18 protein-coding genes are annotated in these 21,100 nt (G+C 72.4%); 12 read left to right on the top strand and 6 right to left on the bottom strand.

From position 1 onward, the window contains the following. Positions 1-289: 289 nt before the first annotated feature. Entirely contained in the window at positions 290-1,036 is a 747-nt protein-coding gene (locus B7P34_RS27920; protein WP_189383101.1) for a siderophore-interacting protein, read from the top strand. Between the two features lie 3 nt (positions 1,037-1,039). Here the strand turns inward: B7P34_RS27920 and B7P34_RS27915 are convergent, their stop codons facing one another. Then, a complete protein-coding gene (locus tag B7P34_RS27915) occupies positions 1,040-2,182 on the bottom strand; it encodes a DegT/DnrJ/EryC1/StrS family aminotransferase (RefSeq protein WP_189383099.1) in 1,143 nt (380 codons plus the stop codon). Between the two features lie 212 nt (positions 2,183-2,394). Here B7P34_RS27915 and B7P34_RS27910 point away from each other — a divergent pair, with 212 nt between their 5' ends. Further along, a complete protein-coding gene (locus B7P34_RS27910) occupies positions 2,395-2,760 on the top strand; it encodes a hypothetical protein (RefSeq protein ID WP_106680969.1) in 366 nt (121 codons plus the stop codon). Positions 2,761-2,874: 114 nt separating this feature from the next. Here the strand turns inward: B7P34_RS27910 and B7P34_RS27905 are convergent, their stop codons facing one another. Next, a complete protein-coding gene (locus B7P34_RS27905) occupies positions 2,875-4,560 on the bottom strand; it encodes an AAA family ATPase (protein WP_223268304.1) in 1,686 nt (561 codons plus the stop codon). Between the two features lie 231 nt (positions 4,561-4,791). Here B7P34_RS27905 and B7P34_RS27900 point away from each other — a divergent pair, with 231 nt between their 5' ends. Both B7P34_RS27900 and B7P34_RS27895 read left to right on the top strand, forming a co-directional pair. After that, a complete protein-coding gene (locus tag B7P34_RS27900; protein ID WP_106680966.1) occupies positions 4,792-5,862 on the top strand; it encodes a hypothetical protein in 1,071 nt (356 codons plus the stop codon). 463 nt (positions 5,863-6,325) lie between these two features. Further along, positions 6,326-7,216: a peptidase gene (locus tag B7P34_RS27895; RefSeq protein ID WP_106680964.1), complete on the top strand. Its 891-nt coding sequence runs from the start codon at positions 6,326-6,328 to the stop codon at positions 7,214-7,216. A gap of 49 nt (positions 7,217-7,265) precedes the next feature. Here the strand turns inward: B7P34_RS27895 and B7P34_RS27890 are convergent, their stop codons facing one another. Further along, on the bottom strand, positions 7,266-7,913 hold the full coding sequence (locus B7P34_RS27890) for a response regulator transcription factor (RefSeq protein WP_106680962.1): 648 nt from the start codon (positions 7,911-7,913) through the stop codon (positions 7,266-7,268). Next, positions 7,898-9,175 carry a sensor histidine kinase gene (locus B7P34_RS27885; RefSeq protein WP_223268303.1) on the bottom strand — a complete coding sequence of 426 codons (1,278 nt, stop codon included), beginning with the start codon at positions 9,173-9,175 and terminating at the stop codon, positions 7,898-7,900. The genes B7P34_RS27890 and B7P34_RS27885 overlap by 16 nt, the downstream gene beginning before the upstream one ends. A gap of 151 nt (positions 9,176-9,326) precedes the next feature. Here B7P34_RS27885 and B7P34_RS27880 point away from each other — a divergent pair, with 151 nt between their 5' ends. Continuing rightward, positions 9,327-9,776 carry a hypothetical protein gene (locus B7P34_RS27880; protein ID WP_106680958.1) on the top strand — a complete coding sequence of 150 codons (450 nt, stop codon included), beginning with the start codon at positions 9,327-9,329 and terminating at the stop codon, positions 9,774-9,776. Here the strand turns inward: B7P34_RS27880 and B7P34_RS39945 are convergent. Both B7P34_RS39945 and B7P34_RS27870 read right to left on the bottom strand, forming a co-directional pair. Further along, positions 9,730-10,140 carry an amidohydrolase family protein gene (locus tag B7P34_RS39945; protein WP_435693985.1) on the bottom strand — a complete coding sequence of 137 codons (411 nt, stop codon included), beginning with the start codon at positions 10,138-10,140 and terminating at the stop codon, positions 9,730-9,732. The genes B7P34_RS27880 and B7P34_RS39945 overlap by 47 nt on opposite strands. A gap of 134 nt (positions 10,141-10,274) precedes the next feature. Next, on the bottom strand, positions 10,275-10,910 hold the full coding sequence (locus tag B7P34_RS27870; RefSeq protein WP_223268302.1) for a LuxR family transcriptional regulator: 636 nt from the start codon (positions 10,908-10,910) through the stop codon (positions 10,275-10,277). A gap of 682 nt (positions 10,911-11,592) precedes the next feature. On the opposite strand from B7P34_RS27870, the gene B7P34_RS27865 reads away from it, so the two are divergent. The 7 genes from B7P34_RS27865 to B7P34_RS27835 all read left to right on the top strand — a co-directional run. Further along, complete coding sequence (locus B7P34_RS27865; RefSeq protein WP_106680956.1) at positions 11,593-12,969, top strand: glycosyltransferase; 1,377 nt, start codon at positions 11,593-11,595, stop codon at positions 12,967-12,969. Positions 12,970-13,089: 120 nt separating this feature from the next. Beyond that, positions 13,090-14,145 (top strand): DegT/DnrJ/EryC1/StrS family aminotransferase, encoded by a 1,056-nt coding sequence (locus B7P34_RS27860; RefSeq protein WP_106680954.1) that lies wholly within the window; start codon positions 13,090-13,092, stop codon positions 14,143-14,145. 124 nt (positions 14,146-14,269) lie between these two features. Then, positions 14,270-15,448 (top strand): cytochrome P450, encoded by a 1,179-nt coding sequence (locus tag B7P34_RS27855; RefSeq protein WP_106680952.1) that lies wholly within the window; start codon positions 14,270-14,272, stop codon positions 15,446-15,448. Between the two features lie 97 nt (positions 15,449-15,545). Further along, entirely contained in the window at positions 15,546-15,740 is a 195-nt protein-coding gene (locus B7P34_RS27850) for a ferredoxin (RefSeq protein ID WP_106680950.1), read from the top strand. Between the two features lie 68 nt (positions 15,741-15,808). After that, the gene (locus tag B7P34_RS27845) at positions 15,809-19,141 is read left to right on the top strand and encodes a type I polyketide synthase (protein ID WP_223268301.1); all 3,333 of its coding nucleotides are present in this window, start codon (positions 15,809-15,811) and stop codon (positions 19,139-19,141) included. Positions 19,142-19,229: 88 nt separating this feature from the next. Then, the gene (locus B7P34_RS27840; RefSeq protein ID WP_106680948.1) at positions 19,230-20,213 is read left to right on the top strand and encodes an ATP-binding cassette domain-containing protein; all 984 of its coding nucleotides are present in this window, start codon (positions 19,230-19,232) and stop codon (positions 20,211-20,213) included. 28 nt (positions 20,214-20,241) lie between these two features. After that, a partial coding sequence (locus B7P34_RS27835; protein ID WP_106680946.1) for an ABC transporter permease occupies positions 20,242-21,100 on the top strand: 859 nt, incomplete at its 3' end.

The raw sequence follows: 21,100 nt of genomic DNA, 5'->3' as shown, positions 1-21,100 counted from the left end.
GGCCGCCGCACCGGTCGCGCCGGCTCCGGCCGCGGCGGCCGCCGCCACCGCTCCGGCCCGTAGCACAGTCCGCCTGTCGAGCATGCTGCCTCTCCATTCCATCGGCCGGTCCGCGCGCCCGGGCGCGCGGGAAGCGATCACGGGAACCACGGCTCAGGATGCCCGGCAGGATCATCCGTGCCTTCGCTCCTGTCAGCCGGGTGAAAGAAAGCGGCACTTGGCCTTCCGCGCAAGCGGCACTTGGCGTTCCGCACAATGGGAGGGACAGCGGAAGCGGAAGGCGGAGCACATGCACCAGGCGGAGCGGAACGGGTATCCGGGCGGCAGGCGGTTCCGGGACGAGCGGCTGCTGGCGGCGAAGGTCACCGCGGTCCGGGCCGCCGTGCCCGGCATGACGGACGTCACGCTGCGCGGCCCCGCCTTCGCCCGGTTCGCCTGCAAGCCGGGCGCCCACCTCCCCGTGGAGGTTCCCGGCGGCGCGCAGGGGCCGGTGCTGCGGACGTACTCGGTGTGGCGGCACACGCCTGCCGACGCCTCGCTCACCCTGCGGATCGCGCTGCACCACCCGGGCGGCCCGGGCTCCGCGTGGGCGGGCGCCGTGACGCCCGGCGAGCGCGTACGGACCGGGGTGCCGCGCAACCGCATCGTGCTCGACCCGCGCGCCCGCCACCACGTCTTCGTCGGCGAGGAGACGGGGGCGGTGCCGCTCCTCACCATGCTGGACGCGCTCCCGCCGGGGGCCGTGAGCCACGGGGTGCTGGAGACGACGGGTCCGGAGGCCGAGTTCCCGGCGCCGGACGGCGAGCGGACCCTGCGCTGGGTGCACCGCGGGCGTGCGTCGGCGGCGGCTTCACCGGTGCTGGTGGCGGCCGTGCGCCGGCTGGAGCTGCCTCCGGGGCCGGGGGTCGCCTACGTGGCGGGAGAGGCGGCGACCTGCCGGGCGGTGGTGCGTCACTTCGTGACCGAGCGGGGCTGGCCGCGGTTCGCGGTCAAGACGCAGACGCACTGGACGCCGGGCAAGTGCGGCATTCTCTGAGTGTCACGCCGTGCGCGGCAGCAGCGCGCGGACGGTCTCCCGCAGCAGGTGCGCGACGGTTCGTGCGTCGTCGTCGGTGAGCCCGGGGTGCAGGGGCAGGCACAGCGTCTCCGCCGCGGCGCGCTCGGACACGGGCAGGGGCCGTACGGGCCCGTAGGCCGGGACCGTGTGCAAGGGCCCGTAGCGGAAGCTCGTCTCGACCCCGGCGGCGTGCAGGCGGCGGGCCACCTCGTCCCTGATGCGGCGGTCCACCTGCACCCAGTACAGGTAGTGGGAGGAGACGTGCCCGCCGGGGAGCGGGGGCGGGCGCCGGACCCCCGCGGCCCCGGCCAGCGCGTCGTCGTAGCGGCGGACGAGCTCCGCCCTGCGGGCGACGAGACCGGGCAGGCGGCACAGCTGGACGGCGCCGATCGCGGCGGTCAGGTCGTTGCCGACGAGCCGGCGGCCGATCTCCCGCTGCTCGAACTCCCAGGACCGCCACGGCGGCGGGGTGAAGCCGTCGTCGGGCCGGGCGAGGCCGTGGTAGGCGAGGCGGCGGGCCCGGCGGGCGAGGCGGGGGTCGCGCACGTGGAGCATGCCGCCGTCCCCGGTCACCATGATCTTCATCTGGTCGAAGCTCCAGACACCCATGTCGCCGAAGGTCCCGGCGGCCCGTGCGCGCACCCTGGACGCCACGGAGCAGGCCGCGTCCTCGACCAGGGCGACGCCGCGCCGCGCGCACAGCTCCGCCAGGCCGGCGATGTCGCCCGGGCAGCCGCCGTAGTGCAGGACCAGGACCGCCTTGGTGCGCGGGGTGAGCACCCGCTCGACGTCGCGGACCGAGGGGTTGAGGGAGTGCGGGTCGACCTCGCAGAAGACGGGGCGGGCGCCGCGCGCCCGGGTGGCGTTGGGCCCGGAAACGAAGCTCAGGGAGGGGATCACCACCTCGTCCCCTTCGGCGAGGCCGAGGAGTTCGAGCGCGAGGAACGTGCCGGACGTGGCCGAGTTGAGGAAGACGACGTGCTCCGGCGGGACGCCGAGGTGCCGGGCGAAACGCCCTTCGAAGTCCCGTGACCGCGGCCCGTAGCCGACGGTCCCGCTGTCGAAGGCCTCCGCGACGGCCCGGAGTTCGGGGTCGCCCAGCGCGGGCCGCGAGAATGCGATCACGTAGCTCTCCTCCTGGGGTCGCGGGTCAAGCGGATAGTGTTCCTCCGCTACGCGAAGGGCTCGTATACCCCTGCCGCACGGCCGCCAATGCCGTTGGCGGGCCTTGGGAGCCGGTTCCCGGCCAACTCCGGCGGGGCACTACCGGGCGCCCGCCTCCGTGAGTAGCGTCGCCCCTCGGTATCGATCGACCACAACGTCCACAGGGAGGCCACATGAGGTTCCGCTATCGTGTCGCGGCCGTCGGCGCATCCCTCGCCCTTGCGGGTGGGGGCGTGATGAGTCTCGCCGCGCCCGCTTCCGCATCGCCCTCCGGATCCGGCTCCGCTTCTGCTTCCGCCTCCGGGGGCGCCGCGGCGCCCGCCCTCTCCTGCGACGCATGGCAGTACGAGAGGGGCACCAAGGGGCACGGGGCGTCGGTCAAGTGCTACGGCAGCTCGTTCACCGGGTACGCCGTCTGCCATCAGCCCGACGGTCACCTGTACGTCCGCTTCGGCAACCGCGCCCGCTCCGGTGGCACTTCGCTCGTGTGGTGCGACCTCAACGCGGAGGTCATCGATGCGGGGGCGATTCCCGGCTGACCGATCGGAACGGGGCCCCGGCAGGTGAACCGGAGCCCCGAGGGCCGGCCGGCAGCGGTCTCTCCACCGCTGCGGCCGGCCCGCCGGCGCGGTCGGCTCCCGGGAGCCTCCGGACTACGCTCCGGCCGGAGACGGCCCGCCCGCGTCCGCACTCGCCTTCGCCCTCTCCATCAGCTCGTCGAAGGCCGCGAGGACGTCCGGCGCGTGGAGGGTGACGAGGTCTTCGCGCGTCAAGGGCTCGCCGTTGCGGGGCGTGGCCGCGAGGCGGAGGTCGCGGTGGGCGGCGGCCTTCTGGCACAGGTTGCGGATGAAGCGGCCGTTGCCGAGGGCGTCGATCCTGTCCGCCGCGCCCTTGAGGCTCTGTTCCAGGGCGTTCGCGCCCGCCGGGGACAGGACGTCGCCGTTGTCGTCCAGCAGCACGACGGCGATCCGCCGCAGTTCCTCCGGCGCGTACGACGGGAAGTCGACGTGCGTGGTGAAGCGGGAGGCCAGGCCGGGGTTGGTGGCCAGGAGGGTCTCCATCTCGCGCCGGTAGCCGGCCAGGACCACGACCAGGCGCTCGCGGTCGTCCTCGGCGCGCTTCAGGAGCACCTGCAGCGCCTCGTTGCCGAATGCGTCACCGCCGTTGTAACCCTCGTTGACCAGGGCGTACGCCTCGTCGATGAAGAGCACGCCGTCCAGGGCGGAGTCGATGACCGCCGACGTCTTCAGCGCGGTGGAGCCGAGGTGCTCGCCGACCAGGTCGACGCGCTGCGTCTCCACGACGTGCCCGCGCTCCAGCAGGCCGAGCCCCGCGAAGACCTTGCCCACGATGCGGGCCACCGTGGTCTTGCCGGTGCCGGGCGGGCCGGCGAAGACGAAGTGCTGCGGCCGGGTGCGGGTGGGTATGCCCTGCTGCGCGCGGAGCTCGGCCATCTCCAGCTGGGCGATCAGGGTGTGGACCTGGCGCTTGACCGAATCCAGGCCGATCATCCCGTCGAGCTCGGCGCGCGCCTCGGCGAGCAGGTCCGCGCGCTGCCCCGCCACGACGGCGGCCGCGCCGGCCCCGGCCTGGACGACCTGGGCCCGCTCCGCCACGTCGTAGAGCCCGGGGTGGTGCCGGTAGGCGTACTGGAAGTGCTTGAGTGCCTGCTCACCGGCGCCCAGCCCCTCGTGGGCCACACCGCTCCAGTAGGCCACCTCGGCCTCGAAGTCGCTGTTGACCTCCATCTCCTCCGACAGCCAGGTCAGGGTGTTGAGGGCCTCGTGCCAGACCTTCTGCGCGATGAGCGCCTGCGCGGCGTAGAGCTGCGCCTCGGCCACGAGCAGGGGATCCTCGATGTCGGTCGAGGAGGACAGCACCCAGTTCCACTCCTCCGAGAGGTAGGCGTACCTGGTGGTGAGGAAGCGCGTCCCGTCGCAGTCCGGCTCCGCCTCGGCCATCGTCTGCCACGCCTCGCCGAGGGCGCCGGCGTCCAGGAGGGCACTGTGGACCGCCAGCCACAGCTCCCCGCTCGTCTCCAGGGCGTGGTTGGCGTACGTGCCGATGCGGAACTGGGACACCAGGGTCTTGTCGTGCTTCGCCCGCAGGGCCCCGAACTTCGCCACATGCTGCTCCATGGCGGCCAGGGCCTCGTCCTGGCGCTGACCCGTCGCGTGCAGGCCGAGCCAGGCGTCGGCCGCGGTGGGGTCGTCCCGCACCGCGTCCGCGAAGCGCGCCGCCGCCCGGTCGGTGGCCCCCTGCTCGAACAGACCGACGGCATCCAGCCAGGCCCGCTCCGCGCGTCTCGCCGCCAGCCAGGACGTCTTTCCACCCGACACAGTTCTGCCTTCCTGTTCCCGTTCCTGCTCCGGAGCAGGAACGGGAACAGGAACGACTGATGTGATCATTACAGAGGGCCGATGGTACTGCGCCCCGCGCCGCGGGGCGTTCAGCCCTTGCCGAAGGGTGGCGTCCCCGCTCAGGGCGGCGCAAAGGTCGCGTTGCCGGCAGCGGCTCGTGCGTCCGCACGACCGTTCCCGCCCGGGCGGAGGCGGGAAGCCTAGGGCCCTATGACCACGGAATCGCGGCACGAAGACACCCTCCCCCGGTCGTCCCGCGTGACGGCCGTCGTCCTCCCCGTCGTCCTCCTCGTCGTTATCGGCGCCGCATGCGCCCTCCGGCTGCCGGCCGCCGCGGCGACCGCCGTCCCGCCCGGCCGGGCGGGCCCTGTCCGGTGCGAGCTGAGCGCCTACGTCAGCGACCTGTACGACATAGATCCCGCCAAGGGCAGGTTCTCCGCCCGGTTGTGGCTGTGGACCATCTGCCCGGACAAGAGCGCCGACCCACTGCCCAAGATCTCCTACGCCAACGCCGACGACCCGAACCCCTCCGAGCCGAACATCATCGAGCAGGACGGGCACGTACTGGACCAGGTGCGGGTGCAGTCCAGCTTCCGGCAGGAGTGGGACGTACGGAACTTCCCCTTCGACCGCCACCGCATCGAAATCGTCCTGACCGCACCGCAGGACACGAACCACTTCCGGTTCGCCGTGAACAACGCCGACGCGCAGGTCAACCCGGAGATCCGCCCTGAGGGCTGGCGCGTGACCGGCTTCCGCCTGGTCAGCGCCACCAAGCACTACACCACCACGTACGGCGACCACAGCCTCAAGGACGGCAGCACCTACGACCGGGTGCGCATCCGGATCGACCTCGAACGCTCCTCTCCCACCATCTTCTGGAAACTCACCATCCCGCTCTACCTCGCCGTGCTCATCGCCGTCTCCACGTTCCTCATCTCCTCCCGCCGCGAGGAGCTGGAGACCACGGCGCGGCTGGACGGCGTGTACAACAGGCTCGGCGTCCTGGGCGGCGGCCTGTTCGTCGTCGTCCTCAACATGCAGCAGGCCAACGACGTGATCACCAGCCCCAGCGGGCTGACCCTGATCGACTGGCTCCACCTCGCCACCCTCGCGTTCCTCCTCCTCGCCGTGGCGGCCACGGTCCTGGCCTGGAGCTGGACCTCCCGGGGCGGCAGCCCCACCCGGGCGGAGCACGTGGGCCACCGCGGGGCGTGGCTCGGGCTCGCCGCCTACGTCGTGGTGTGCGGGACGCTGGTGCTCCTGGCGGCTCGGGGGTGACGTTCCGTTGCCGACGGACGCCGTGCCCCGCCCCCAGTGGCAGGCGGGGCCGTCCCGCACAGACTGGAAGGTGACGAGCGTGTGGTGGGCGCGGGGGAAGAGTCTTAGGCATCCCACGAAGGGGAAGAGTCGCTCCGGGGGCCCGAAATCAAAATCAGCTTTTCCGGGGACGAGGCCCGGAAGGCGGCCCGTGCGCTGGGCCGCGTCAAGTTGCGGCCGGGACCGGGCACCTGCTCGCACGGGCCCTGCGGAGACACGACGTCGAACCGCCGCAGTCCGGCGAAACGAAGACCCGGGCCGTACTGACCGCGCTCGCCCGCGACCTCGGGCTCTAACAGGTAAATTCCAGCCAGGTCAATTCCGGCGAAAATTCAATCATATTGGTTGCGTGGCCTACTACCACAATCACGCTTAGCCTAATCCTGAAGGATGAATTCAGCTACTCGTGACAGGAGGAGTAGCCATGGCTGAGCAAAACCCCTACGCATTCGAAACGTACAGGGCCGTCGCCGACGCCGACCGCGCCGCGGAGCTCGCCGAGACCACGTCTCCCTTCCAGATCGAGGTGCGGTTCCTCGGAGGCCTGTCGGAAGGCCAGAAGGCGGTCTTCTCGGAAGCCGCGGACCGTTGGACGCACGTCATCGTGGGAGACCTGGAGACCGCGACGATCAACGACCTCACCGGCAAGGTGGTGGTCGACGACCTCTTGATCGACGCCGAAGGCGTCCCGATCGATGGTGTCAACCACCCTCACAACATCCTCGGCGAAGCCGGCCCGACGCGGTTCCGAGGCCCGGACGCGGCCAGCGGGGCGAGGCTTCCCGTCAAGGGACACATGAGGTTCGACAGCGCCGACCTGGACGAGATGGAAACGAACGGCACGCTCCTCGACGTCATCACGCACGAGATGGGGCACGTGCTGGCGATCGGAACCCTCTGGGACGAGTTCGGCTTCCTCAAGGGCTTCCCCGGCTCCAACCCGACCTTCGTCGGCCCCGGCGCCATGGAGGAGTTCGGCAAGCTCATCGGAGAAGGCCCCACGCCGGTACCGGTTGCGAACGTCGGCGGCGCCGGCAGCGCGGGCGGCCACTGGCGCGAGAGCGTGTTCGCCAACGAGCTGATGTCACCGGTCATCGGCGGGCGCCCCGGCACCCCCTTGAACGACAACCCGATGAGCCGGGTGACAGTGGCCAGCCTGGGCGACCTCGGCTACACGGTCGACCTCGAAGCCGCACAGGACTTCGACCTCCCGGATCACCTGGCGATCGCAAGCTCGGACCACGTCCCGCCCACCGCGCCGGAGTACGTGGTGCTCCCGACCATCCCGACCCGCATCCCGGCGGACAGGCCCTGAGGATCCCGCAGGATCCGGGGCGGCGGCACGCCGGGCGCGCCGGACCGGGTCAGGGCTTGTTCAGATAGGTGAGGACGGCGCGGACCCGGCGGTTGGTGTCGTCGTCATCGCTGAGGCCCAGCTTGCCGAACATCGTGGTGGTGTACTTGCTGATGGCGCTGTCGCTGAGGAAGAGGCGGCGGCCGATGGCCTGGTTGGAGAGGCCTTCGGCCATGAGGCCCAGCACGGAGTACTCGCGGTCGGTGAGTTGTTCGAGTCCACGGGTCGGGGAGCTGCTGGAGAGCAGTTTCGCGATGACGGCCGGGTCCATGGCGGTCCCGCCGGCCGCGACGCGCTCCAGGGCGCCGATGAATTGGTCGGCGTCGAACACGCTCTCCTTGAGGAGGTAGCCGACGCCGCCGGACCCGTCGGCGAGGAGCTCCCGGGCGTACAGCTGCTCGACGTGCTGGGAGAGGATGAGGACCGGCAGTCCGGGCATCTCCCTGCGGGCGGCGAGGGCCGCCTGCAGACCCTCGTCCGACTGGTTCGGCGGCATGCGGACGTCGATGACGGACACGTCCGGGCGCCATTCCCGCAGTGCGTCGAGCGTCTCGGGCCCGGTGGCCGCGGTCGCCACCACTTCGTGCCCGCACGCCTCGATCAGGCGGACCATGCCGTCACGCAGGAGGTAGAGGTCTTCGGCTACGACAATTCGCATGGCACCATCATCCTCACTCGGGTGGGGCCGCCCGGCGGGCTGGTGACCTCCAGAGTGCCGTCGAAGGCCGCGAGGCGCCGGTGCAGGCCCGCGAGCCCGCCACCGGCACGGATGCCGGCGCCGCCCCGGCCGTCGTCCTCGACCTCGGCGACGACACCGGTCTCGTCGTGCGTGAGGGAGACGCGCGCCCGGGTCGCCCTGGCGTGCTTGACCGCGTTGGTCAGCAGTTCGGCGATGCCGAAGTAGACGGCGGACTCGATCGGCGGGTCCAGGCGCAGCGGGGTGGTGGCGCTGACGGCCACGTCGAGGGGGATGTCCAGGGCGAGGGCGCGGACGGCGTCGGCGAGCCCGCGTTCGTTGAGCACGGGCGGGCTGATGCCCCGGATCAGCTCGCGGAGTTCGGCCAGCGAGGCGGAGGCGCCGGCCCGGGCGTCCCGCATCAGGTTCCTGGCCCGGGCGGGGTCGGTCTCCATGAGTTTCTCGGCGGTGGCCAGGGAGAGCCCGAGCGCGACCAGGCGGGCCTGTGCGCCGTCGTGCAGGTCCCGTTCGATGCGGCGGATCTCGGCGGCCTGGGCGACCGTCGCGTCCGCGCGCTGGGCGGTCAGTTCGTCCACCCGGTCCGCGAGTGCCATCGCGGGCGAGGGGCGCAGGAAGCGGACGGCCACCGGTACGACGGGCCGCCAGGCGTACGGGGCGGAGGCCACGGCCACGACCAGGCCGAGTGCGCCGACGAGGTGCGCGACGGTCTCCGGCCGGGCGAAACCGAGGACCGCGGCGGCCGCTCCGGCCGGCGGGAGGGCGGCGGCCACGCCCGCGGTGAACGGCACGATCCCCGTGAACCGCAGGTCGCGCCAGGTCGCGGGGTCGCTCCACCAGAGCCGCATCTTCTGGTCCATGACGGCCTCCCGGCGGCTGTGCTCGTAGGAGAAGCCGTTCCACCAGTAGCCGGTGGACAACCGCGTCACCGGACCGCCCTGCCGGTATCCGGCGGGGATGACGGTGGCGGTCCACCGCGCGACGAGAAGGCGGATCGTTCCGCAGACGGGGCGGGACAGGGCGAGCGTGCCCGCGCACACGATCAAGAGGGGCCCGAACCACGACCACGCGTTTCCCGGCCCCCACCAGATGCCGAGCGCCACGGCTCCGGCCCACACGGCCGGCACCAGCAGGCTGACGGCCGCCACGGCACACGCCCGTGCGAACCCCACGCCGACGCGCGCGGGCCACGCACCCAGTCGTCTCATGAATCGCATGAATGTCATGGATCGTCCTTCGCTTCCCGTTCGGTGCTTCCACTGTGCACCGTCCGGAGCCCGCTCCTGCCCTGGTCAGCCCAGGAGTGGGGCTGGACCCACCCACCCGTGCGGCCAGGCCCGTACCGGCCCGGCCGGGCGCTCCGTAGCGTCGGTGAGCATGAAGACCAACGAAACCAGCACGCACGCCACGGCCGGGTCGGCACTCGTCAACGACCCCCGCACGCAGGGCGCCTTCGCCACGGCGAAGAACAGCATCAAGATCTACGTGGCACTCACCGCCGCCGCCCTCCTTGCGGTCATCGTGGTGGCGGGCACCGGCCACACGGTGAACACGTTCATGTGGGTCCGGGCCGTCCTGCTGCCGGTGATGGCCGTGCTCATCCACCGGGTGACCGCCTCCGCCGCCCGGGGATCCCGGCGGGCCTTCGAGCGGCTGAGCACCCTCGCCGTCGTCATGCCGATCGCGATCATCGTCGTGGACCTGATCCCGGGCGTCTGCCCGCCGTGGTACGCCGTGATGCAGGTGGTGTGCGTGCTGCCCGTCATCGGCGTCGCGTTCATCACCCGCGGCTCCGCGCTGCGCGCCGCCTTCCCCAAGGGGCGCTGACGGGCGGCGGGCGGCGCACACGCCGGATCCGACCGTCAGGCCCGCGGAACGGGGCGTTCACAGGCCGAAGAGGCGGGCCGCGTTGTCGTGGCAGACGGCGCGCAGCCGGTCGTCGCCCGTTTCCAGCCGGGCCTGGGACTCCGACCAGACGCGTTCCGGGGTGGCGCCGCAGCAGGCGGGCCGTGGGGCCGGGTCCGGTGTGGGCGCCGGGGGCGGGTCCCGAGCCGCAGTGGACGACAACGGGTATGCCCTCGGCGGCGAGGTGGTCCCGGACGGGGTCGAGGAGGGGGTCGTTGGGGTCGTAGCCGCCGACCTGCAGGTGGGCCTTGAAGACGCGGGCGCGCTGCTCGACGGCGCGGCGCACGTAGCGGTCCGCTCCGGGGGTGGGCCCAGACCTTGCGCATGACCCGGTCGGGCATGAAGTGGGTGTGGACGTCGGTCAGTCCGGGCAAGCTTCCCCGCTCCGGCCCTCGCGGCCCGGTCACTTCACGAAGCCGGTCACTTCACGAAGTCGTCCACGACCTCGGGCGGCCAGGTGCCGATCTTGAGCACGCCCATGGAGTAGGCGCGGGAGACGAGCGCGGTGCGGTTGCGCACCTTCAGCTTCCGCAGCAGGCAGGTCACGTGGTATTCGACGCCGTGCGGGCTCAGGAAGAGGCGTGAGGACAGGGGGACGGTCGAAATGCCGGCGGCGATGCCTTCGAGGATGCGGGCGTCCATCGCGGATAGGACCTTCTTGCGGCTGGAGACCACCCGCGTCTCCTCGACGCCTCTGGTCGTGGGCATCATGACGAGGACCGCGTTCGTGCCGGGCAGCCCGCCGGACACCGCAATGGCGGTGAGCGGAACGGTGAAGGCGGACTCCTCTCCGGGGCGCACGGCGATGACGGGGGTGACGAAGCGCTGGTGCTTGCCTTCGAGCAAGTGGGAGAACTTGCGCAACAGCGGCTGCTGGACGCTCGGGTGCACCACGTCGCGGATGCTGCGGCCGCACAGGTCCTCCGACGAGCCGTTGAACTCCCGGAAGAACTCCTGGTTCGCCTGCCGGATGGTCAGGGCCGCGTCGAGCCCCGCCACGCACACGCCTTGCTGGTCGGGCTGCTGGGGCGCGTCCGCGCCGGCGGGCCGGCCCACCGAGTCGCCGTCTGTCCGTAACCCGGGCGAATCAATGAGCGCGGGAACTGAATTCAGCAAAGGAGGATCCCCTTCATGAAACTTCACGTGGAGGTGGGATGAATTGGAAGGCTAGTTACCTACCGACACCAGGGGCAACGAACGCCATAAGGTGACGCTTAAATCTGCGGTTTCCTTAAGAAACGGTTCGGTGCATAACCACGGCTTCGGTGACCCCGTACGGCCGAAATCGCGCCAATCACCGCGTCTTTGCGCCACCCTCAGGGGCAACTCCTCACCCTCCGTGCATCTCTGATCACTACCCGCCGGTAAATCAGAACAGGCGATTCCGGATCCATGGGCCGCCGGGCCGCGCCCGCGCACCGAATGAGAATGATCGATCGCGCTCCGGATTTTCACCAGGAATACAGGGAGCGAGTGCACGCGACGGGTTCGTGAGGCTTCTGGTTCCGGATTCCCGGAAAAACCCGTCAAGGTTTTCCGGAGCATCCGGGGGCCGGAACCGACCGGCAGCGGGGGCACGGCGTCCGCCGTGGCGCGCCGCCGAGGGCGGGGTCCGCGGCCGCGGGCGGAGGAGACTACGGATTTCCCTGCGCCCGGCGTGAGATCAAGGGTGGGCACGGCCAGCCGACCCGCTCGGGGGCGTGCCCGAAGCGCGCCCGCGACCGCCGAAAGGGAACCCATGGACTCCGCCCGACGGCCGATCCTCTTCGTCAGCCTCCCGGAGAGCGGCCTGCTCAACCCGTTGCTCGTCCTGGCGGGTGAGCTGTCCCGCCAGGGGGTGGAGGACCTCTGGTTCGCCACCGACGAGCCGCGGCGCGACGATGTGAAGCGCATCGTGGAGCGCTCCCCGGTGGAGTTCGCCTCCCTGGGGGAGGTCATCTCGGAGCTGTCGGCGGTGACGTGGGACGACGACGTCTACCGCGAGGTCACCCAGTCCTCGCGCTTCAGGGCGCACCGCGCGGTCATCAGGCAGTCGTACAAGCCCGGTCTGCAGGACGTGAAGTACCGCAGGCTCGAAGCCGTCGTCAACGAGGTGCGGCCGGCGCTGATGGTCATCGACTGCATCAGCGGATTCGCGGTCGAACTGGCCATAGCCCGGGGGATCCCGTTCGTGCTGAGCGTGCCGTTCCTGCCGAGCAACGTGCTGACGGCCTACACCCCCTTCGGGAAGGGCTACACCCCGAAGGGCTTCCCCGTACCGCACACCGGGCTGCCGGCCGGGATGAGCCCGGCCCAGCGCATCAGCAACGAACTGTTCAAGATCCGGACCCTGGCGATGTTCTGCACCCCGGAGATGAGCAGGGTCGTCAGGCAGGACAACCGGCGGCGCAAGGCGCTCGGCCTCCCGTCGATCAGCCCGATGGCGAGGATCGACAAGGCCGAGATGGTCTTGTGCAACTCGATCGCGGAGCTGGACTACCCCTTCGCCATCCCCGCGAAGATGCGGCTGGTCGGCGCGATGGTCCCGCCGCTCCCCGAAGCCCCGGACGAAAAGGACCTCTCGGGCTGGCTGGACGCCCAGTCATCCGTCGTCTACATGGGGCTCGGCACGATCACCCGGCTGACGCGGGGGGAGGTCGCCTCCGTCGTGGAGGTCGCCCGCCGGCTCCAGGGCCGGCACGCCGTGCTGTGGAAGCTGCCCGAGGAGCAGCAGCACCTGCTGCCGCCGCGGGAGTCGCTGCCGGCCGGCCTCCGCATCGAGAGCTGGGTCCCTTCGCAGCACGACGTCCTCGACCACCCGAACGTGAAGGTGTTCTTCACGCACGGCGGCGGCAACGGCTTCAACGAAGGCGTGTACTTCGGCAAGCCGCTCGTGGTCCGGCCGCTGTGGGTGGACTGCTTCGACCAGGCCGTCCGCGGCCGGGACTTCGGCATCAGCCTGACCCTCGACCGGCCGCACACCCTGACCGCCGACGACGTCGTCGACAAGCTCACCCGCGTGCTGGGCACCCCCTCCTTCACCGAGAACGCGAAGCGGCTCGGGAAGCTGCAGCGCGCGGCGGGCGGCCGCGAGACCGCCGCCTCGCTGATCCTCGGCCTCCCGGCCCTGGCCTGAGGCCACCTCAGCACCCGGCCCGAGCAGCTGCCCCTACAGCTGACTCCCTCACCCGAGCGTCCGGCCCGAGCATCCGGACCCCACGAGCATCCGGACCCCACGAGAAGGAAGAGAGCGGCGATGTCGTTCAAGTACCCCGTGTCCAGGCCGGCCCTGGACGGCCGAGAGCTCGCGTACGTCACCGAAACCGTCAGCGACGGCTGGATATCGTCCCAGGGGCCGATGATCCAGCGCTTCGAGCGCGCGTTCGCGGACCACAACGCGATCGCGCACGGCGTCGCCTGTTCCTCCGGCACCGCCGCCCTCACGCTGGCCCTGCGGGCGCTGGGCATCGGCCCCGGCGACGAGGTGATCGTCCCCGAGTTCACCATGGTCGCCTCCGCCTGGGCGGTCACCTACACCGGCGCGACGCCCGTCTTCGTCGACTGCGCGGACGACCTCAACATCGACGTCACCCGCATCGAGGAGAAGATCACGCCGCGGACGAAGGCCGTCATGCCCGTCCACGTCTACGGGCGGCGCTGCGACATGGACACGATCATGGACATCGCGTTCCAGCACAACCTGCGCGTCGTCGAGGACTCCGCCGAGGCCCACGGCATCCGCCCGGTCGGCGACATCGCCTGCTTCTCGCTCTTCGCCAACAAGATCATCACCTCGGGCGAGGGCGGCATCTGCCTCACCGGCGACCCCAGGCTGGCCGGGCAGCTGGAGCACCTGCGCGCCATGGCCTTCACCAAGGACCACAGCTTCCTGCACAAGAAGGTCGCCTACAACCACCGGATGACGGCCATGCAGGCCGCCGTCGCCCTCGGGCAGACCGAGCGGCTGGACGAGATCCTGGAGACGCGCCGGGCGATCGAGAAGCGCTACGACGAGGGCCTCGCCGACGTGCCCGGGATCACCCTCATGCCGCCGCGGGACGTGCTGTGGATGTACGACCTGCGGGCCGAACGCCGCGAGGAGCTGCGGGCGTTCCTGGCGGACCAGTCCATCGAGACCCGGCTCTTCTTCAAGCCGATGAGCCGGCAGCCGATGTACTTCCGCCCCGACTGGCCCTCGCTCAAGGCGAGCGTCTTCGCCGAGGACGGGCTGTACCTGCCCACGCACACCGGACTGACGGCCGCCGACCAGGACTTCGTGATCGGCAAGGTCCGCGCGTTCTACGGCGCCTGACCGGTGCGGGCCGGCCCGCGGCGAGGGCGCACTCCCCCGCCGCAGCCACCGAACCGCCGAACCGTAGAACCGCCGAAGCACTGAACCGTAGAACCACCGATCCACCGAAAGGGGACATCCGCACATGACGCAAGCCGAACCGCAGGTGGTCGACTTCCCGCTGCGCAGGCCCGGCGCGCCCTTCCCACCCCCGGGTTACGCCGGCTACCGCGGCCGGCAGGGCCTGGTCCTCTCGCGCCTGCCCAACGGCGACCGGGTGTGGCTGGTCACCCGGCACGAGGACGTGCGCGCCGTGCTGACCGATCCGAGGATCAGCTCCAACCCCGAGCACCCGGGCTTCCCGAACGTCGGCGAGAGCCTGGGGGTGCCCAAGCAGGATCAGATCCCGGGCTGGTTCGTGGGGTTGGACTCCCCGGAGCACGACCGGTTCCGCAAGGCGCTCATCCCGGAGTTCACCGTCCGGCGCGTCCGCGCGATGCGCCCGGCGATCGAGCGCACCGTCGACGAGCGCCTCGACGCGATGCTGGCCGCGGGCGACTCCGCCGACCTCGTCGCCGACTTCGCGCTGCCCGTCCCGTCCCTGGTGATCTCCGCGCTGCTCGGGGTGCCACCGGCCGACCGCGACTTCTTCGAGTCCCGGACCCGCACCCTGGTCGCCATCCGCGCCTCGACCGACCAGCAGCGCGACGCCGCGGCCAAGGACCTGCTGCGCTACATCAGCCGGCTGGTGGCCATCAAGCAGAAGTGGCCCGCCGACGACCTGGTCAGCAGGCTGCTGGCGGCCGGCACGATCGCCCCGCACGAGCTGTCGGGCGTGCTGATGCTCCTGCTCATCGCCGGTCACGAGACGACGGCCAACAACATCGCGCTGGGCGTGGTCACCCTCCTGGAGAACCCCGAGTGGATCGGCGACGACCGGGCCGTGGAGGAGACGCTGCGCTTCCACTCGGTCGCCGACCTGGTGTCCCTGCGGGTGGCGGTCGAGGACGTGGAGATCTCCGGGCAGCTCGTCCGGGCGGGTGAGGGCATCGTGCCCCTGGTGGCCGCGGCCAACCACGACGACAACAGCTTCGAGTGCCCCCACATGTTCGACCCTTCCCGGTCCGCCCGCCATCACGTGGCCTTCGGCTACGGCGTGCACCAGTGCCTCGGGCAGAACCTGGTGCGCGTCGAGATGGAGATCGCCTACCGCAAGCTCTTCGAACGCATCCCCACCCTCGCACTCGCCGTGCCCGCCGAGGGGCTGTCCTTCAAGCACGACGGCGTGGTGCACGGGCTGCACGCGCTGCCGGTCCGCTGGTAGCCGGCGACCGGTCCGTCCGCCGGGCGCGCCACCGGCCGCCGCCCGGTGGACCCGAATCCACCGCAGGAGAGACGACTCCACCGCAGGAGACACCGACATGCGCATCACCGCCGACACCAACCGCTGCGTGGGAGCGGGCCAGTGCGTGCTGACCGCACCGCAGGTCTTCGACCAGGACGACGACGGGCTGGTCACCCTGCTGCTCGCCGACCCCGGCGCCGGCGAGGAGGCCACGGTCCGGCTGGCGGCCGGCCTCTGCCCGTCCGGGGCCGTCACCGTCCACGAGGACTGACACCGCCCCGGGGCGGCCCGCAGGCCGCGTCCCCCGACCGACGACAGCGCTCGAATCCGGGAGTGAAGGTGCCCGTCCAGACAGATGACCCCGCCCAGACAGATGACTACGCGAACGATCCGTACGCCGAGCACGTGGCCGTCATCGGCATGGCCTGCCGGCTGCCGGGCGGGGCCCGCTCCCCCGAGGCCCTGTGGGCGCTGCTCTCCGACGAGGCCCACGCGATGTCCGGCTTCCCGGAGGACCGCGGCTGGGACCTCGGCCGGCTCTTCGACGACGACCCCGACCGCCCCGGCACCACGTACGTGCGCGAGGGCGGTTTCCTGCACGACGCGGGCCACTTCGACGCGGGCTTCTTCGGCTTCTCCGACCTGGAGGCGACGGCGACCGATCCCCGGCAGCGCCTGCTCCTCGAAGCCGCCTGGGAGGCCTTCGAACGGGCGGGCATCGACCCGGCCGCCCTGAAGGGCACCCGCACGGGCGTCTTCACCGGTGCGACGCACGGCGACTACGCCACCGGCGCGTCCGTGCACGACGGCCGGCTGGAGAGCATGCTGGCCACCGGGACCGCCGGGAGCGCGGTCTCCGGGCGCCTCGCCCACGCCTACGGCCTGGAGGGCCCCGCGCTCACGGTGGACACCGACTTCTCGTCCTCCCTCGTCGCCCTGCACCTGGCCTGCCGGTCCCTGCGGTCGGGCGAGTCCGCACTCGCGCTGGCCGGCGGCGTCACCGTCATGGCCTCACCCGTGTCCTTCGCCCGGTTCTCCAGGCTGCGCGTGCTCTCCCCGGACTCCCGTTCCAAGGCCTACGCGGACGCCGCCGACGGCTCGGCCTGGTCCGAGGGCGCGGGGCTGCTCCTGCTGGAGCGGCTGGGCGACGCCCGGCGCAACGGGCACCGCGTCCTGGCGCTCGTGCGCGGCTCCGCCGTCAACCAGGACGGCGCCTCCGACGGGCTCATGGCACCGAGCGGCCCCGCCCAGCAGCGCGTCATCCGCCAGGCCCTGGCGGACGCCCGGCTGGCACCGCGGGACATCGACGCCGTGGAGGGCCACGGCACCGGCACGCCGCTCGGCGACGCCGTCGAGTTCCAGGCCCTCCTGGCCGCCTACGGCGAGGAGCGCCCCGGGGACCGGCCGCTGTGGCTGGGGTCGGTGAAGTCGAACCTCGGGCACACGCAGGCCGCCGCGGGGGTCGCCGGGGTCATCAAGACCGTGCTCGCGATGCACCACGGCCTGCTGCCCAGGACCCTGCACGTGGACGGGCCGCCGTCCCTGGCGGACGGGTCCGGCGGCCCGGTACGGGTGCTGACGGAAGCCCGGCCCTGGCCCCGCGAGGACGGAAGGACGCGCCGGGCCGGGGTGTCCTCCTTCGGGCTCACCGGCACCAACGCCCACGTGATCCTTGAGGAGGCGCCGGGCGAGGGCGGCACGGGCAGTGAGGCCGGGACGACCGGTACGGCCCGCGCCGGGGCCCCGGAGCCGGCCGGTGACGCGGCGGCTCCCTGGATCCTGTCCGCCCGCAGCCGGGCGGCGCTCCGCGCTCAGGCGCGACGGCTGGCCGAGCACGTACGGGCCGACCCCGGGCTGCCGGCGCGGGACATCGCCCACTCCCTGGCCACCACCCGCGCCCTGCACCGGCACCGGGCCGTCATCAGCGGCTCCGGCCGCACGGAACTGCTGGCCGCGACGGCCGAGTTCGCGACCGGCAGGCAGACGTCCCGGGTCAGCGTCGAGAACTCGTCGCCGGGCGGGCTGGCCGTCCTCTTTTCCGGGCAGGGCGGCCAGCGGCCCGGGATGGGCCGCGAGGCGGCCGAGGCGTTCCCCGTGTTCGCGGACGCGCTCCGCGAGGTGTGCGCCGCCATGGACACCTTGCTGGACCGGCCGCTCACCTCGGTGATGTGGGCGGATCCGGACTCCGGGGAGGCGGCCCTGCTCGACGACGCCGTCTACGCGCAGCCGGCGCTGTTCGCCCTCCAGGTCGCCCTGTACCGGCTCTTCGAGTCCTGGGGCGTGGTCCCGGACCGCCTGGCGGGGCACTCGGCGGGCGAGACCACCGCCGTCCACGTGGCGGGCGGGCTCGGGCTCGAGGACGCCTGCGCTCTGGTGGCCGCCCGGGGCAGGCTGATGGACTCCCTTCCCGGCGGGTCCATGGTGGCGGCCCGGGTCTCGGAGGACGAAGTGGGGCCGTGGCTCTCCGAGTTCGGGGGTGCCGTGGCGATCGCCTCCGTGAACGGGCCGCACTCGCTCGTCCTCTCGGGCGCCGACGCCCCGCTGGCCGTGCTCACGGACCGGCTCAACGCCGCCGGCCACAAGACCCGGCGGGTCGCGGTGAACGGCGCCGCCCACTCCCCGCTCATGGAGCCCATCCTGGAGGAGTTCGGCGCGGTCGCCCGTGCGCTGTCCTACGCCACGCCCGCCGTTCCCGTCGTCTCGACCGTCACCGGCAGGCTCATGACCGCCGAGGACGCCCACGATCCCGGCCACTGGGTGCGGCACCTGCGGGAATCCGTGCGCTTCAAGGACGCGGTCGACCGGCTCCGGGACGAACGCGTCACCGGTTTCCTGGAGCTCGGCCCCCACCCGGTGCTCACGCCGATGGCCGACGAGTGCCTGGACCCCGCCGGCACCGGCTACGGGGCCGCCCTCGTGCCGAGCCTGCACGCCGGGGAGAGCGAGCGGCAGGCCGTACTCACGGCAGCCGCCCGGTTGCACGCCCACGGCGTTCCGGTGGACTGGCACGCGGTCCTGCCCGGGGCGCGGTCCGTTCCCCTGCCGACCTACGCCTTCCGGCGGCGGCGGTTCTGGGCGGCGTCCGCGGACGCCCCGATCACCGGGACGGCCGCGGGCGGCACGGCGGGCGCCGGAGACGGGTCCGTGACCGACGACGAGCCGCCGGCCCTGGCCGCCCGGCTGTCCGGCCTCGACGGCCCCGCACAGGACGCGCTCGTGCTGGCCACGGTCCTCACCGAGGTCTCGGCCGCCCTGGGCATCCCGGAGCTGCGCGCCGACGAGGGCGACCGGGCGTTCCTGGACATGGGGGTCAACTCGGTGAACGCGCTGGAGCTGCGCAACCGGCTCGTCGCGGCCACGGGCATGCGGCTCCCGGCCACGCTCGTGTACGACCACCCCACGCCCGAGGCCGTCGTCCGGCTCGTACGCGGCAGACTCGCGGTGCCGGCCGCCGTCCGTGACGCGGCCACCGTCGTGGCCGAGCTGGAGTCCCTGCTCACGGACGGCGCGCCGGTCTCCACGGACACGGCGGCACGCCTGAGGGCGGTGGCGGCCCGGTGCCGTGCCGGGACGCCTTCGGCCGGCGCGCCCGGCCCGTCCCCGGCCGGCCCGCTCGACCTGGCCGCGGCCAGCGACGAGGAACTGTTCAGCCTGCTGGACGGGACGGGGTGACGCACCCGGGTGGGGGCGGCCCCACAGGACGGCCGCCGGGATCCCCTCCCGCACGGCACTCGGAACACTCAGATGCGGGAGATCACCCATGAGCGGGCTCGCTGCGCCCATCGCCGCCCGAGCCGCCGGGGACGTCATGATCGAGGCGTACGGCGTCAGCAAGGTCTTCGGTTCCCTGCGGGCCCTGGACTCGGTGAGCCTCTCGGCGCGCCGTGGCACCGTACTGGGCCTCCTCGGACACAACGGCGCGGGCAAGACCACACTCGTCAACGTGCTCGCCGCCGCCCTGCCGCCCAGCTCGGGGCGGGCGGCGGTGGCCGGCTTCGACGTCACGCGCGACCCGCGCGAGGTGCGCAAGCGCATCGGTCTCACCGGCCAGTTCGCCTCGGTCGACCCCCAGCTCTCCGGGCGGGACAACCTCGTCCTGCTGGCCCGCCTCCTCGGCGCGGACCGCAGGTCGGCCCGGGCGAGGGCCGACGAACTGCTGGAGCTGTTCGGCCTCCAGGCCTTCGCGGCGCGCCGGCCGGGCACGTACTCCGGCGGGCTGCGCCGGCGGCTCGACCTGGCCGCGTCCCTGGTCGGCCACCCCGCCGTCATCTTCCTCGACGAGCCGACCACGGGCCTGGACCCGTCGAGCCGGATCGGTCTCTGGGAGATCGTGGAGGACCTGGTGGCCGGGGGGACGACGGTCCTGCTCACCACGCAGTACCTCGACGAGGCGGACCGGCTCGCGGACTCCATCACCGTGCTGTCGGCCGGCGCGGTGATCGCGAGCGGCACCGCCGCCGAACTCAAGGCCCAGGTGGGCAAGCGCACGGTGACCGTGACCCCGGCCCCCGCGGCCGGCCCCGCCGTGGCCTGCGCCGCCCTGCGACACGCGGGCCTGGAACCGGTGCCGGACCGGGAGAACGGCACCGTCGTCGTCGCCATCGAGGCGTCGAAGGACGTCGCGGAGGTGATCAGGGCCCTGGACCGGGCGGGCGTCGAGGCCACGGAGCTGTCGTTCCGCGAGCCGAGCCTCGACGACGTCTACCTCGCCCTGGCCGGGCGCTCCGCCGGCGCCGCCTCATGAACCTCTTCGCACCGACCGTGGAGACTCCATGACCACACAGTCCACCGCCGCACCGAACCCGGCGCCGCCGGTCCCGGATCCCGCCCCGGGACCGGCGGCGGCCGTCTGGAGCGGCAGCTCGACGGCCACGCAGATCCGGGTGCTCACCGGCCGGTCCCTGCGGGTGCTGGTGACCGACCCCGGGGTGCTCGCCTTCGGCCTGTTCCAACCGGTGATCATCCTGTTCATCCTGACCCAGGTCTTCACCGGTATGGGCAAGTCGGCCCACTTCCCCGAAGGGGTCGGCTATCTCGACTTCGTCATGCCGGCGGTCCTCGTGGACAACGCGGTGCAGTCCGCCGTCCAGTCCGGGATCGGCGTGGTCGACGACCTCAAGAACGGCATGGTCGCCCGGCTGCGGTCCCTGCCCATCCACCCCGCATCGCTCCTCATCGCCCGGAGCCTCGCGAACCTCGTCCGCGCCGCGGTCCAGATCACGATCGTCATCGTGCTGGCCGTCACCGTCCTCGGCTACTCCCCCAGGGGCGGTGCGGGGCGGCTCCTCGCCTCCGCCGGGCTGGCGGTCTTCATCACCTGGACCCTGGGCTGGGCCTTCATCGCCGCGGCCACCTGGCTGCGACGGGCAGAACCCATGCAGAACCTGGCGGTCATCGCGCTCCTCCCCCTGATGTTCGCGTCGAGCGCCTACATCCCGGTGGCCGACCTGCCCGAGTGGCTGCGCCTGGTCGCCACGGTGAACCCGCTGACGTACGCGATCGACACGGCGCGCGCCCTCGCGCTCGGCCTGCCGGGCGCCGGGGCGGCCGCGCTGCCCGCCGTGCTCATCAGCGCCGGCGTCGCCGCCGTGGGCGGCGTGCTCGCGGTGGCGGGCTTCCGCCGCCCGCTCT

Source organism: Streptosporangium nondiastaticum (genome assembly GCF_003011965.1).
Lineage (GTDB): Bacteria > Actinomycetota > Actinomycetes > Streptomycetales > Streptomycetaceae > Streptomyces > Streptomyces nondiastaticus.
The sequence above is the reverse complement of the archived record's forward strand: the minus strand, read 5'-3'. Positions and strand labels throughout refer to the sequence as shown.